Source organism: Pseudoalteromonas sp. SWN29 (assembly GCF_015864465.1).
Lineage (GTDB): Bacteria > Pseudomonadota > Gammaproteobacteria > Enterobacterales > Alteromonadaceae > Pseudoalteromonas.
The window spans coordinates 151,413-165,825 of sequence record NZ_JADYXE010000002.1; the positions used below are offsets into that span (position 1 = coordinate 151,413).

The 14,413-nt window shown below is 38.8% G+C and carries 14 protein-coding genes; 12 read left to right on the top strand and 2 right to left on the bottom strand.

Features of this window, described 5'->3' with window-relative positions; translation table 11 throughout:
* Positions 1-7 precede the first annotated feature (7 nt).
* The 9 genes from serC (at position 8) to I6F53_RS01385 (ending at position 7,961) form a co-directional block, all read left to right on the top strand.
* On the top strand, positions 8-1,090 hold the full coding sequence (gene serC, locus I6F53_RS01345) for a 3-phosphoserine/phosphohydroxythreonine transaminase (protein ID WP_165739711.1): 1,083 nt from the start codon (positions 8-10) through the stop codon (positions 1,088-1,090).
* A complete protein-coding gene (gene aroA, locus I6F53_RS01350) occupies positions 1,090-2,367 on the top strand; it encodes a 3-phosphoshikimate 1-carboxyvinyltransferase (protein WP_166419019.1) in 1,278 nt (425 codons plus the stop codon). The genes serC and aroA overlap by 1 nt, the downstream gene beginning before the upstream one ends.
* A 106-nt stretch (positions 2,368-2,473) precedes the next feature.
* Entirely contained in the window at positions 2,474-3,184 is a 711-nt protein-coding gene (gene cmk, locus I6F53_RS01355) for a (d)CMP kinase (RefSeq protein WP_076923977.1), read from the top strand.
* Between the two features lie 96 nt (positions 3,185-3,280).
* Positions 3,281-4,948 (top strand): 30S ribosomal protein S1, encoded by a 1,668-nt coding sequence (gene rpsA / locus I6F53_RS01360; RefSeq protein WP_002961176.1) that lies wholly within the window; start codon positions 3,281-3,283, stop codon positions 4,946-4,948.
* A gap of 67 nt (positions 4,949-5,015) precedes the next feature.
* The gene (ihfB, locus tag I6F53_RS01365) at positions 5,016-5,303 is read left to right on the top strand and encodes an integration host factor subunit beta (protein ID WP_007583054.1); all 288 of its coding nucleotides are present in this window, start codon (positions 5,016-5,018) and stop codon (positions 5,301-5,303) included.
* 21 nt (positions 5,304-5,324) lie between these two features.
* The gene (locus I6F53_RS01370) at positions 5,325-5,606 is read left to right on the top strand and encodes a lipopolysaccharide assembly protein LapA domain-containing protein (protein ID WP_024600249.1); all 282 of its coding nucleotides are present in this window, start codon (positions 5,325-5,327) and stop codon (positions 5,604-5,606) included.
* A gap of 2 nt (positions 5,607-5,608) precedes the next feature.
* Complete coding sequence (gene lapB, locus I6F53_RS01375; protein ID WP_166419018.1) at positions 5,609-6,745, top strand: lipopolysaccharide assembly protein LapB; 1,137 nt, start codon at positions 5,609-5,611, stop codon at positions 6,743-6,745.
* 43 nt (positions 6,746-6,788) lie between these two features.
* The gene (gene pyrF, locus I6F53_RS01380; RefSeq protein WP_197238243.1) at positions 6,789-7,493 is read left to right on the top strand and encodes an orotidine-5'-phosphate decarboxylase; all 705 of its coding nucleotides are present in this window, start codon (positions 6,789-6,791) and stop codon (positions 7,491-7,493) included.
* A gap of 93 nt (positions 7,494-7,586) precedes the next feature.
* A complete protein-coding gene (locus I6F53_RS01385) occupies positions 7,587-7,961 on the top strand; it encodes a hypothetical protein (RefSeq protein WP_166419016.1) in 375 nt (124 codons plus the stop codon).
* Positions 7,962-8,004: 43 nt separating this feature from the next.
* Here the strand turns inward: I6F53_RS01385 and I6F53_RS01390 are convergent, their stop codons facing one another.
* Together I6F53_RS01390 and I6F53_RS01395 are read right to left on the bottom strand one after the other, a co-directional pair.
* Positions 8,005-8,838, bottom strand: a complete 834-nt coding sequence (locus tag I6F53_RS01390) for a CvfB family protein (protein ID WP_024590152.1) — start codon at positions 8,836-8,838, stop codon at positions 8,005-8,007.
* A gap of 2 nt (positions 8,839-8,840) precedes the next feature.
* Positions 8,841-10,169, bottom strand: a complete 1,329-nt coding sequence (locus I6F53_RS01395; RefSeq protein WP_166419015.1) for a DEAD/DEAH box helicase — start codon at positions 10,167-10,169, stop codon at positions 8,841-8,843.
* 208 nt (positions 10,170-10,377) lie between these two features.
* Here I6F53_RS01395 and trhO point away from each other — a divergent pair, with 208 nt between their 5' ends.
* The 3 genes from trhO to I6F53_RS01410 all read left to right on the top strand — a co-directional run bounded on the left by trhO (position 10,378) and on the right by I6F53_RS01410 (position 14,142).
* A complete protein-coding gene (gene trhO, locus I6F53_RS01400) occupies positions 10,378-11,385 on the top strand; it encodes an oxygen-dependent tRNA uridine(34) hydroxylase TrhO (RefSeq protein WP_165727498.1) in 1,008 nt (335 codons plus the stop codon).
* Positions 11,386-11,532: 147 nt separating this feature from the next.
* Positions 11,533-13,428, top strand: a complete 1,896-nt coding sequence (locus I6F53_RS01405) for a DUF294 nucleotidyltransferase-like domain-containing protein (protein ID WP_165727499.1) — start codon at positions 11,533-11,535, stop codon at positions 13,426-13,428.
* A gap of 3 nt (positions 13,429-13,431) precedes the next feature.
* Positions 13,432-14,142 (top strand): 3'-5' exonuclease, encoded by a 711-nt coding sequence (locus I6F53_RS01410; protein WP_166419014.1) that lies wholly within the window; start codon positions 13,432-13,434, stop codon positions 14,140-14,142.
* Positions 14,143-14,413: the final 271 nt, after the last annotated feature.

Genomic DNA, 14,413 nt, shown 5'->3' on the forward strand with positions numbered 1-14,413 from the left:
AAAGGTAATGAGTAAATATAATTTTTGTGCGGGACCGGCTATGCTTCCGCAAGCGGTGATGAAAAAAGCGCAAAAAGAGTTCCTAGATTGGCAAGGTTTGGGTGTTTCTGTGATGGAAATAAGCCATCGTAGTAAAGAGTTTTTAACGGTTACTGCAAAATGTGAAGCTAGCCTTCGCCGCTTAATGAATATTAGTGATGAGTTTGAAGTGTTGTTTATGCATGGTGGTGGCCGAGGACAATTTAGTGCTGTACCGCTAAACTTACACCAAGAAGGTAAAACCGCTTTTTATTGCGAAAATGGCGTATGGTCAAAAAGTGCGAGAGATGAAGCGAGTAAATTCACTCAAACGACTTTTACCGATATACGTAATGATGCTGATGGCGAGTTTTCTATTAAAGCGGTTGCTGACTGGGATTTACCAGCAGATGCAGCGTATATCCACTATTGCCCTAACGAGACCGTTGATGGCTTAGAGATTTTTGATGTACCTAGCCACCCAACAGCACCAATTGTTGCAGACATGTCGTCAACTATTTTATCGCGCGAAATAGACGTTAATAAATTTGATTTAATTTATGCCGGTGCACAAAAGAATATTGGCCCATCGGGTATATCAATCGTTATTGTACGTAAAACATTACTAGAGCGTGAAGGTTTAGCAAAACCTGGTATTTTAGATTACGCACTTGAAGCAAAGCAGGGCAGTATGTTTAATACCCCACCGACTTTTGCTTGGTATTTAGCGGCTGAAGTATTTGAATGGCTTGAAAGCAATGGTGGTGTAAAAACCATGGAAGCACAAAATATTGCTAAAGCAGATTTACTGTATGATTTTATCGATAACTCTGATTTTTATTCAAATATTGTTGCTAAGCATTGTCGCTCACGTATGAATGTTCCTTTTTGGTTGAATGATGAAAGCTTAAATAGCAAATTTGTTGCTCAATCTAACGAAGCGGGTTTACTTGCTTTGGAAGGTCACCGAATAGTGGGCGGTATGCGCGCCAGCATTTACAACGCAATGCCACTTGAAGGTGTTCAAGCACTAGTTGACTTTATGGCTGCCTTTGCAAAGGAAAATAGCTAATGGAGCAACTTCGTTTAGAGCCCATTTCTCGTGTAAACGGCACAGTTACCTTACCTGGGTCAAAAAGTTTATCAAACCGTATTTTATTATTAGCAGCGCTTGCTAGTGGTACTACTGTTGTAGAGAACTTACTTGATAGTGATGATATTCGTCATATGTTGGGTGCTCTGAAGCTTTTAGGTGTAAATGTGACACTTAATGAAGAACGCACTGTAGCCACTGTAGAGGGTGTTGGTGGTGTGTTTAAAACACCAAGTGAACCATTGTTTTTAGGTAATGCAGGCACTGCCTACCGACCTCTAACCGCTGTACTTGCTGCTGTAAGTGGTGAGTACGAGCTAATAGGCGAGCCGCGTATGGAAGAGCGTCCAATAGGGCACTTAGTTGATGCTCTACAAACGCTGGGTGGCGATGTTACCTATACAAAACATAAAGATTATCCACCACTTAAAATCGTAGGCGGCCAAATCAACGGCGGTGAAGTTGAAATTGACGGCAGTATTTCAAGTCAATTTTTAACTGCCTTGTTAATGGCAGCACCTTTATTTAACGGCGATACACATATAACTATTAAGGGTACTTTAGTATCTAAACCTTATATTGATATTACGTTAGGTGTTATGGCGCGCTTTGGTATTGATGTTGAGCACAGTGACTATGCAACTTTTAACGTTAAAGGTGGTCAACAGTATCAATCAATCGAGCGTATTATGGTTGAAGGTGATGCTTCATCGGCTTCTTATTTCGTTGCAGCCGCAGCGATTGCCGGTGGCGAGATAGAAATTAAAGGTGTTGGCGCTAAATCGGTTCAAGGTGATATTGGCTTTGCTAAAGTCATGGAGCAGGTTGGCGCTAAAATTGATTGGTATGATGAGCGTTTAGTTGTTCGCAAAGGCGAGCTTAATGGCGTAGATATAGATGCGAATGCAATTCCTGATGCAGCAATGACACTGGCAACAGTTGCTTTGTTTGCTAAAGGTAAAACCGCTATTCGTAATATTTATAACTGGCGCGTTAAAGAAACAGACCGTTTGTACGCAATGGCAACTGAGCTTAGAAAAGTAGGCGCTGAAGTTGTAGAGGGTGAGGATTTTATAGAAATCACTCCACCTGAACATTTTAATGATGTTGCTATAGATACTTACGACGATCACCGTATAGCTATGTGTTTTGCTATGGTTGCCGTAGGCGGAAAGCCAATAACGATTAATGATCCAAAATGTACTTATAAAACATTTCCTACATTTTTCAATGTTTTAGCATCAGTCAGTGAATAAGCTATTTAGAAGTAATTACAAAAGTTACACACTAATAGCAGATATATTTTAATAACTGACGTATAATGTCGCGGTTTATTTAGGTGTGCATTGCAGGAGGTTTTAAATGCAGGCGTTATTAATGCCCGTGATCACCGTTGATGGCCCAAGTGGTTCAGGTAAAGGAACTGTTTGTCGCTTGTTAGCCGACAAGTTGGGGTGGGATGTACTAGATAGTGGTGCGATTTATCGCGTTTTATCTTTAGCTGCACTTCATCACCAAATTGCATTAGACAATGAAGAAGGGCTTGTCCCTCTTGCTGCAAATTTAGATGTGCAGTTTTTGGTAGATAGCCAAACTAATGCAGGAAAAGTTATTTTAGAAGGCGAAGATGTAACGACTACTATTCGTAATGAAGAAGTAGGCGCTGCAGCGTCAAAGGTTGCAGCATTACCTCGCGTTCGTGAAGCATTATTACGCCGCCAGCGTGCATTTCGCACTGAAAATGGCTTAATCGCCGATGGTCGTGATATGGGCACTGTGGTTTTTCAAGATGCACCGTTAAAAATATATTTAACAGCAAGCGCAGAAGAGCGTGCTCGCAGACGTTTTGTTGAGTTGAATACGCGCGGTCTTGATGTTACACTAAGTGGTCTATTACAGGACATTCAAGCTCGTGATGAGCGCGATATGAATCGTGCCGTTGCTCCGCTTGTACCTGCAGAGGATGCTATTGAGATCGATACTAGCGAACTTAATGCACAGCAAGTGTTTGATAAAGTAATAACTTTATTAGATATTGCTATCTCTGAAGGTAAGCTTCCTAAACGAAGCTAAAACACATTTTATGCGCCAGCAGGATGCCAGTGCTATTTTAACAACCCCATGCAGCATGGTTGCTTATTGGTATAATATATAGAGACGTATATTCGTATGTCAGAAAATTTTGCGCAGTTATTTGAAGAAAGCTTAAAGGGTTTTGAAGCAGAGCAAGGCTCTATCGTTAAAGGTACAGTAATCTCAATCGAGAACAACATTGTACTTGTAGATGCTGGTCTTAAATCAGAAAGTGCTATCCCTGCTGAGCAGTTCAAAAATGCTGCTGGTGAACTTGAAGTTGCTGTTGGCGACGAAGTAGATGTTGCACTAGATGCAATTGAAGACGGTTTCGGTGAAACTATCCTTTCTCGTGAGAAAGCTAAGCGTCACGAAGCATGGATCCGTCTTGAGAAAGCATGTGAAGAGCAAGAAACTGTTACTGGTGTTATCAACGGTAAAGTTAAAGGCGGTTTCACAGTTGAAGTTGATTCAATCCGTGCTTTCCTACCTGGTTCACTTGTTGATGTTCGTCCAGTACGTGACACAACTCACCTTGAAGGCAAAGAGCTTGAATTTAAAGTAATCAAGCTTGACCAAAAACGTAACAACGTTGTTGTTTCACGTCGTGCAGTTATCGAATCTGAAAACTCACAAGAACGTGAAGAGCTTCTTGCTAACCTTGTTGAAGGTCAAGAAGTTAAAGGTATCGTTAAGAACCTTACTGACTACGGTGCATTCGTTGACCTTGGTGGTGTTGATGGTCTACTACACATTACTGATATGGCTTGGAAGCGTGTTAAGCACCCTTCAGAAATCGTTAATGTTGGCGACGAAATCGCAGTTAAAGTTCTTAAATTCGACAAAGATAAAACTCGTGTATCTCTAGGCCTTAAACAGCTTGGTGAAGATCCATGGGCAGCTATCGCTGGTCGTTACCCAGAAGGTTCTAAACTTTCTGGTCGTGTTACTAATCTTACAGATTACGGCTGTTTCGTGGAAATCGAAGAAGGCGTTGAAGGTTTAGTACACGTTTCTGAAATGGATTGGACTAACAAAAATATCCATCCTTCAAAAGTTGTTAGCTTAGGCGACACTGTTGAAGTTATGGTTTTAGAAATTGACGAAGAACGTCGTCGTATTTCTCTTGGTCTTAAGCAATGTATTGCTAATCCTTGGCAGGAATTTGCTCGTCTACAGAACAAAGGCGATCAAGTTACTGGTAAGATCAAATCAATCACTGACTTCGGTATCTTTATCGGTCTTGACGGTGGTATTGACGGTCTTGTACACCTTTCAGACATTTCTTGGAATACACCTGGCGAAGAAGCTGTACGTGAATTCAAGAAAGGCGACGAAATCACTGCTATCGTATTGCAAGTTGACCCAGAGCGTGAACGTATCTCTCTAGGTGTTAAGCAAATCGAAGCTGACCCATTCAATAACTACCTTGATGCAAACAAAAAAGGTGCTATTGTTAAAGGTAAAGTGACTGAAGTTGATGCGAAAGGCGCAACTGTTGAACTTATCGAAGGCGTTGAAGGTTACATCCGTGTAGCTGATATCGCTCAAGAGCGCGTTGAAGATGCAACTACTGTTGTTTCTGTAGGCGACGAGATTGAAGTTAAATACGTTGGTGTTGATCGTAAGAACCGCACTTTAAGCTTATCTGTAAAAGCTCTTTTCGAAGCAGAAGAGAAAGAAGTACTAGAGAAGCTTAAGAAAGAAGAGCCAGTGTTTGAAAACGCAATGGCAGCTGCTTTCGCAAATGCACAAAAAGACTAATATATAATTAGTTTTTAGTTGGAAGGGCATTTTTTGCCCTTCCTATATCTCTTTTTAAGGAAACGCTATGACTAAGTCAGAACTGATAGAAACACTTGCGGAACAACACGCACACGTTCCAGTGAAAGATGTTGAGAATGCTGTAAAAGAAATTCTTGAACAAATGGCCGGCTCATTATCTACTTCAGATCGTATTGAGATCAGAGGTTTTGGTAGTTTCTCTTTGCATTTCCGCGCTCCTCGCACAGGTCGTAATCCTAAGACTGGCGATACAGTTGAGCTTGAAGGAAAGCATGTACCTCATTTTAAACCAGGCAAAGAATTACGCGACCGCGTAAATGAAAGCATTGCCTAGTTAACTTAGTGGAGTAGTTACTTGTTCAAGGTATTAAAAATTATTCTGGTTGCGCTATGCCTTATCAGTGCATTTGTATTAGGGTCACAAAACCCACAGTTAGTACAAATAAATTATATTATAGCCAGTAATACACTACCTTTAGCTGTAATAATAAGTATCTGCTTTTTATTAGGTGTTTTGATTGGTTGTTTTATTAGCTTTAAATTGTTTTCGCAATTAAAGTGGCAAAACTACCGTTTAAAAAAGCAATTAGCGCCTGAAAAAGATAAGAAAAAGCTTGCCGCGAATAAAGACACCTAACTATGATTGAGCTTTTGTTTTTACTATTACCTGTTGCCGCCGGTTACGGTTGGATTATGGGTAAAAACAGTGCTAAAAACCAAGCTCATCAACTTAATCGTCAGATCACTTCTGAATATAGCAAAGGCTTAAAGTTTCTACTCGATAGAGAAGAAGATCAAGGCTTAGAGCACTTAATCAACTTACTTGAAGTGTCAGCCGACTCAGTTGAGCACTATTCTACACTTGCCACCATGTTTCGCCGAAGAGGTGAATTAGACCGCGCAATTAAAATTCATGAACTTCTATTAAAACACCCAGGCTTAAATGAACAACAAGCTGCAACTAGCCGTTTAGAACTTGCCGAAGATTACATAATGGCTGGGCTACTAGACAGTGCGGAAGAGCACTTAGTTTGGTTAGTTAAAGCAGGGCATGTAGAAGCGCTAGATCCTATTATTACTTTATACTCGCAAACCCGTGAATGGGAGAAAGGCATCAACATGTTTGAAGCCCACAGCGAGCTATTTTCAAAAGAACAACAATTTAAAGCGATTGCTAATTTTTATTGTGAGTCGGCTTTAAGTGACAGTACCCCCCAACTAATGAGAAAAGCGATTAGCTTAAATTATAAAGCCGTGCGTCCGCTGTACGAATTAGGTTTAGTTGCTTACGCAAAAGAAGATTACGTTAAAGCTATTTATTACTGGCGTGAACTTGTTACTCAATTCACTTTGTTTGCGCCGTTGTTTATTGATGAGCTTGCCCACAGTTATAAACAATTAAATTTAACGCATCAATTTCATGAATTAGTCAGTGATTTATTAGAAAAGGGCGGTGTATTAATTAAAATAAAACATTGCCAAGCCTTACTTGAACAAGGGCATACAAAACAAGCCTTTGAATTTTTAACTGATAGCTTAAAACGTCAACCTACTATTCGTGGTTTCAGTTTTTTACTGCAATTGATGGGCGATCAAAATAAAAATACCAAAGAAGTACTTAACGAAATTGATAAGCTTGTAACCTCTTATATTGCTACAAAACCTGACTTTCAATGTCAGCATTGTGGTTTTACAAGTTACACAATATATTGGAATTGCCCTTCTTGTAAGCATTGGGAAACCATTGTTCCAAGTCGAGGCTTAGACGGATTTTAATAACCCCATATTAATAATTTTACTGCCATACATTAGGATAGTCATGTCTTTCGAACACTCAAAAAAAATTCTTATAGCATTAGATTACAATGATCAAGAAGTTGCCTTAAACTTTGTTAAACAACTTTCTCCTGATACATGTCGTCTTAAAGTCGGCAAAGAAATGTTTACTTATTTTGGGCCTGCATTTGTTAAAGAGTTAATTGATTTAGGTTTTGATGTTTTTTTAGATTTAAAATTTCATGACATTCCTAATACAGTAGCTAAAGCGGTTACTGCCGCTGCGAAAATGGGTGTATGGATGGTTAACGTACATGCATCTGGTGGCTTTGAAATGATGAGTAAAGCTAAATCTGCTCTTGAGCAATTTGGTGATAAAGCGCCACTGCTTATTGCTGTTACTGTATTAACCAGCATGGATGAAACAGAACTTAAGCGTTTGGGCGTTGATAAATCGGCTCAAGAGCAAGTTATATATTTAGCTAAGCTTGCAAAGGAAGCAGGGCTTGATGGGGTTGTGTGTTCTGCGCAAGAAGCTAAAGTATTAAAAACAGAGTTAGGTGAAAGCTTTAAGCTTGTTACACCAGGTATACGTCCTGAAGGGAGTGATGCCGGCGATCAAAAGCGTATCATGACTCCTAAGCAAGCAATCGATGCAGGAAGTGATTATTTAGTTATAGGCCGACCTATTACTCAATCGGATAATCCCGTAAAAGTGCTCAACGATGTTAATAAAACCATATCATAATTTAACAAAAAGCAGCAATATAGTGCTAAAACCCTTACCTAATACGTATTTTATGTTACATTGTTAGAATAAAGACGAAGTAAGGGGTTTGTTTTGAAGTTAGTATTTGGTTCATTAATAATTATTGTTGCAGTTTTTTCGGTAAATAAATATGTTTTTTCTAATAAAGCATATGACGGTGTAACAACCGTTACAGATATAATTTCAACGTACCCAGTCGATATGTTTTATTTTAAAAAAACAATGCAAGATTATGCTCATCACCTGTGTTACAAGAATGAAGATACACTCATATCTCAGCATGTGAGTGTGAGTGAATGCATATCGAAACTTGATGATAAAAAAACAGAATGTGAAAAAAAGGTTTTTCGTTTAGCGCCACTCAATATTGAGTCGGAAGGTGAAGTTCTTGATTATTCAAGGCAATATACGCAATGTACATTACCTTACAAGTATATTTTAGGTTAATTACCAACAGATATTATTGGTAATTAAAGTCTATTATTTATGACTAAGATCTTAAGCGAATGGACTTCGCTTCAATATCTATTAACTCTTGTTTAAACAATCCACCAATCGCTTTTTTATAATTAGCTTTACTAGTAGAAAACATCTTTTTAATCGCTTCAGGTTCAGACTTATCGCCTAATGGAATAACTCCACCTTCGTTTTTAAGTTTTTGCATAATAGTTTCACCAAGGTCACTTACTTTACCCATGCCTGGTTTTTCTAGTACAACATCAATTTTTCCGTCTTCACGTACTTTTTGAATGAATCCTTTAAGCTTTTGGCCTACAAATAAGCTTTTAAATACCATATTGTAAAAAACAACACCGAAGTGCGATTCTTCAATTAATACCTTGTAGCCAATATCCGTTTTGCCAGCGACGATTAAATCCACTTCTTGTAAGTGAGTATATTGCGGCTCATCTTTAGATAAGAAACGATTAAAGTTGTTTGATGCACAAATACGTTGGCTTGCATTATCAAGGTACAAACGAACTAAATATGAATGACCCTCTTGCATGCGTGGTTTTTGTTCGTTGAACGGAGTTAGAACATCTTTTTCAAGACCCCAATCTAAAAATGCACCAATACTATTAATTTCTTTAACGCGAAGTAGGGCATATTCACCTACTTGTGCGTGTGGCTTTTTAGTTGTCGCAGTCGCTAAATTAGCATTATCTAAAAAGATAAAAACACTTATGCTATCGCCAGCTTCAAGTTCATGTTTAATTTCTTGCTTTGGTAAAAATACTTCACCTAAATCATGGCCGTCTAAGTAAGCACCTTCGTTACTCACTTCTTTTACAAATAATGTTTGTGTGGTTCCTAGGTAACTCATAATTATTCCTGCTCAGTCTTTTTTTTACGGCGCATTGGTGTATCGCCATCAATGTTCATTGGTGCTTTAATTGGTGCTGTTGGCTTTTTAGGTTTAGCTTTGCGTTTAAATACAGGCTTTTTAACAGCAGCTGCTTTTTCTTTAGATTTATCCCACGTTGCCTCAGGTTTTTTCTCTTTTAAACCTTTAAACTTAGCTTTTAAACCCTCTACGCTCGCAAATTTTAACTCGTCATTTAAAAATGCTTTAATAGCTAAATAACTTGCCCAATCTTTAGGCCCAACTAATGAAATTGCGTTACCTTTAAAACCAGCACGCCCAGTACGACCTATGCGGTGTACATACTCTTCTGCGTGTTTTGGTAAATCAAAGTTAATAACATGCGTTACGCTTAGTAAATCTAAACCACGAGACGCAACATCGGTCGTTATCAATATTTTAAAGTTTTCGCGACTAAACGAATCCATAATATCTAAACGTTTACTTTGAGTTAAATCACCAGCAAGCGCTACAGACTTGAAGCCTTTAGCATTAAGCGCTTCACTCAAGCGACTTGTGTCAGAACGTGTTGCTGTAAAGATAATACACTGGCCAACATCATCTTGATTCAAGAAATGCTCTAAAAGCGCTTCTTTATGATCAAGGTGATCGGCAAGGTATAACGTTTGTTTAATATCGCTATGTTGCTCGTTCGCCGCACTTAGCGTGATTTGCTTTGGCTTTTTTAATAGATTACGTGATAGTGCATCTACTTGAGCATGGTCAAGTGTTGCAGAAAACAATAACGTTTGACGTAAACGGTGATTAGCTTGCTCGTTAATCATTTTTAACTGCTCGGTAAAGCCTAAATCTAATATACGATCGGCTTCATCAAAAATAAGCAGTTCTAGCCCACTCAATTGTAGTGAGCGTTTTGTAATGTGATCGGCTAAACGCCCAGGTGTAGCAACTACGAATTGTGGGTCGTTTCTAAGTGCTTTTATTTGGTCATTAAAGTTTTCGCCGCCAAGTATTTTTACGGCCTTAATGGCTGTGCCTGCAATTAATAAACGCAGTTGAGTAAATACTTGCGTAGCAAGCTCACGCGTAGGAGCAACAATAAGTACACGAGGATCGCGTTTACTGAGTGCTTTTTGTTTCATAACCCTTTGTACAGCAGGTAATAAAAACGCCAAGGTTTTGCCCGACCCAGTTTTAGACTGAGCGAAAATATCATACCCCGCAAGTGCTGTAGGCACCGCATGAGCTTGAATGTCGGTGGGCTGGGTGATCCCTTGATGTGCTAATTGTGTTTCAAGGCGTGTATCAATCCCAAGATCAGTAAACTGCAATGTGTGTTTCTCCAAAATGAGCAAATTAAGTCTATAAATTTATCAGCGCATTATAGCTTACACAGATAGGTCGCTAACAGTAAAAACCAATCTATAGCGCTATTTTTTGCAATTAAATTAAAAAAGCGTAAAATACGCGCCCCATATGCGCCGGATTTACGATTCGGTAAACGCCAATACTGGCTAAAAAAGCAAAATAGGAAATAAAATGACGGCTGTCCATAAAGATAATGTAACAAATGAGCACTTTGTAGTGTGTGCGATGTATAAGTTTGTTGGTTTACCTGAATTTGAAGCTATCCGTAAGCCATTACTTGAAGTGATGGAAGCGAATGAAGTACGCGGTACATTACTACTTGCGGCTGAAGGAATAAACGGCACTGTTTCTGCAAAACGTGAAGGGATAGACAATTTACTAGCATGGCTTGATAAGCAACCAAATTTAAAAAACATCGTAACAAAAGAATCTTACGATGATGAATGCCCGTTTTATCGCACTAAAGTAAAGCTCAAAAAAGAAATTGTAACGATGGGCGTTGAGGGAATTGACCCTCTAAAAGTTGTGGGTAGCTATGTAAAACCAAAAGATTGGAATGCGCTTATTTCTGATCCAGAAGTTATTTTAATTGATACACGAAACGACTACGAAATTGAGATTGGTACTTTTCAAAATGCAGTCGATCCAAATACAACGACATTCCGTGAATTTCCACAGTGGGCAAAAGAAAACTTAGACCCTGAGAAACATAAAAAAGTAGCAATGTTTTGTACCGGCGGCATTCGCTGTGAAAAATCGACAGCCTACATGAAAGAGCAAGGTTTTGATGAGGTTTATCATCTTGAAGGCGGTATTTTAAAATACCTTGAAGAAGTGCCAAAAGAAGAAACCATGTGGGAAGGCGAATGTTTTGTATTTGATAATCGCGTTGCGGTTGATCACGACTTACAAAAAGGTTCTTATGATCAATGCCACGCGTGCCGTATGCCAATTACAGAAGAAGAAAAGTTAAAGCCTGAATACATGGAAGGTGTATCTTGTCATCATTGTATTGAGGAAGTAACAGACGAGCAACGCGCGCGATTTGCTGAACGCCAAAAGCAAATAGAACTAGCACAAGCCCGTGGTGAAGGTCATATTGGCAATGAAGCGCAAGCCGTTTTACAGCAACGTAAAGAAGCTAAAAAAGCGCAAAAAGACGCTCAGCGCGGTAAATAAATTTTTACAATAAGTATCACATTTAAAGAGTCTATCTGGGCTCTTTTTTTGTGCCCAAAATTGTGCAGTAATTGTTTTCACGCTCCGATGATAGTGTTAATCTGCAAACATATTTAGTCATTTTAATGCGCATACAGGAAGGGATTTATGCAAGCCGAACAAGTTGAAATCGCACAATTTTTAGCACAACATCCTCCTTTTGATGACTTACCTCAAAAAGCGCTTAATGAGCTAGCTCAACAAGTTGAGGTTGCTTATTTTAGAGCAAAAACTGACATTTTAAGTTTTGGACAAGACATATCTGATTTGTATGTGATTAGAAGTGGTTCTGTAGAAATGTATCGCCGAAATGGTGAGCTATACAATCGTTTGGCTATCGCAGGAATATTTGGTCAAATGGGTTTATTGATGAACCGTAAGGTGCGTTTTCCTGCAACTGCTCTTGAAGATACGTTAGTTTATTGCATAAATGTTGAACTATTCAATCGTTACTGTGATGAGTTTGATGCGTTTGCTGACTACTTTGAAACAGATGGTAATGTGCGTTTACATCAAGCTATTGTTGAACAAGCCGATGGGAATGACCTTACAACTGCGAAGGTAAAATCATTAATTCACAGAGATGTAGTCACCGTAGATGCAACGTCTACAATACAAGATATTGCAAAATTGATGACCGAAGAGGCCGTTTCGTCAGTTTTGGTAACTGATGTAAATAAACCTATAAATGATGACCCAGAAGAAGATGATGGGCAAGTCGTTGGCATAATAACCGATAGGGATTTACGCTCAAAAGTAGTGGCTAAAGGGCTTGATTTTAATACTCAAGCAAAAGAGATTATGTCGACTAACTTAGTGCTTTTAGATGCTAATGACTATATTTTCGAAGCAGTACTTGCCATGCTTAGAGATAACTTACATCATTTGCCTGTAGTACAAAAAAGACGTCCTATAGGAGTTATATCACTCTCTGATATTTTACGTTATGAATCGCAAAGCAGCTTATTACTCGTGCGCGGCATACTTGCTCAACAAACAATTGAGGATTTAGCGCATTATGCACGCCAATTACCCAATGTATTTGTACGCATGGTTAATGAAGATGCAAATTCACACATGATTGGTACTGCCATGGCGGTTATCGGGCGTACATTTAAGCAAAGATTACTCGTATTAGCTGAAGAAAAATTTGGCCCACCTCCCGTTCCTTATTGCTTTATTGCACTGGGCTCAATGGCTCGCGACGAGCAACTTATTGTAACTGATCAAGATAACGCATTAATTTTAGATGACAGTTACGACGACGAAAAACATAACGAATATTTTCAGAATATCTCAGACTTTGTGTGTGATGGCCTAGCGCAATGTGGTTATACCTATTGTGATGGCGAAATAATGGCGTCGTTTAAAAAGTGGCGTAAAACCCGCTCCGAATGGTTTGATCAATTTGCTGATTGGATTGCTCAGCCAAAACCACAAGCACTGCTTAATAGCTCTATATTTTTTGATTTAGACGGGGTGTGGGGCAAAACTAAGTGGGCTAATGAGCTTAAAATATTTATAGCGAAACAAAGTAAAGCGAATCGTATATTTCTAGCTAACATGGCAGCAAATGCAAGAAATAGAACACCACCGCTTGGCTTTTTTAAAGGCTTTGTTATGGAGCATAATGGCCAGCATAAACGTTCAATGAACTTAAAGCGAAGAGGTACAGCACCGCTTTCTGATGTTATACGCGTGCATGCGTTAGCCATTGGTTCGCGTAAACAAAATTCGTTTGAGCGTTTAGAAGATATTATTGAAGCTAAACTATTACCGCAGGGTAAAGCCCAAGATTTACGTGATGCACTTGAGTATATTGCTATGATGCGAATTCGTCATCAAGCGTGGCAAATAGAGAAGGGCGAAGAGCCTGATAATGACTTAGATCCACATTTATTGTCTCCGTTCGAGCAGCGAAATTTAAAAGAGGCGTTTGCTATTTTAGAAAAAGCACAAAGCTATTTAAAATTTAGCTACACAGCAAATTCTGGTGTGAAGTAGCCTATGAATCCACGTAATTATAAAGTACTTGATTGGCAAGCTAGATATAACGAGCTTGCCAACAACACCAAAAATAAATTGTTAAAACACTTTTATGCAGGTGCTTATAACCAAGATAAAGCCGCAGTAGAAGATGTGCCTTTTGTAGCAATGGACTTTGAAACAACAGGTTTAAATAGCCAGAACGACGATATTGTGAGTGTTGGCTTAGTGCCATTTAATTTAAAGCGTATTTATTGTAAGCACAGCCGGCATTGGGTTGTTCAACCTAGACGTAACCTGCATGAAGAGTCTATTTTAATCCATGGAATAACGCACTCTGAGGTGGATGACGCTCCTGACTTTAACCGAATTATTGAACCTTTACTTGAAGCGCTAAGTGGCAAAGTTGTCGTGGTGCATTACGCTGCAATAGAGCGCCATTTTTTAAATAATGCGTTATTACTGAGGCTTAAAGAAGGTATTGAGTTTGCACTTGTTGATACAATGGAGTTAGAAAAAAGAGCACTAAAAGCAAGGCAGGGAGTATTAGGTCGATTGTTTAACACAAAACTTGGCTCACTCAGATTAACAGATTGCCGTGCGCGTTATTCTTTGCCCGCGTATCAAAACCATAATGCATTAACAGATGCTCTTGCTACCGCTGAGCTATTACAAGCGCAGCTGAGTCATCATTACCGTGTAGATACTCCAATTTCAGAGTTGTGGGTATAATACCAATTAGATCACTTTATTAAGCGAATTGATAATCTTAAATAGTTATACCAACCTGCATAAATCTTTGATCAATTTAACGAATTAAATTTCACTATAACGTCGTTAAAAATTTTGCCTAGTTCTAGCGTGATTTTCTTAACGTTAAATAGACCCTATATCAGACATTGATCAGACCAATATCAAAAATTTCGATTTAATTTAAGCGCTTAAACCTCCTTAATTTGATAAAATAACACCTCAACTTTGAGGTGTATATGAATCTAAAAAT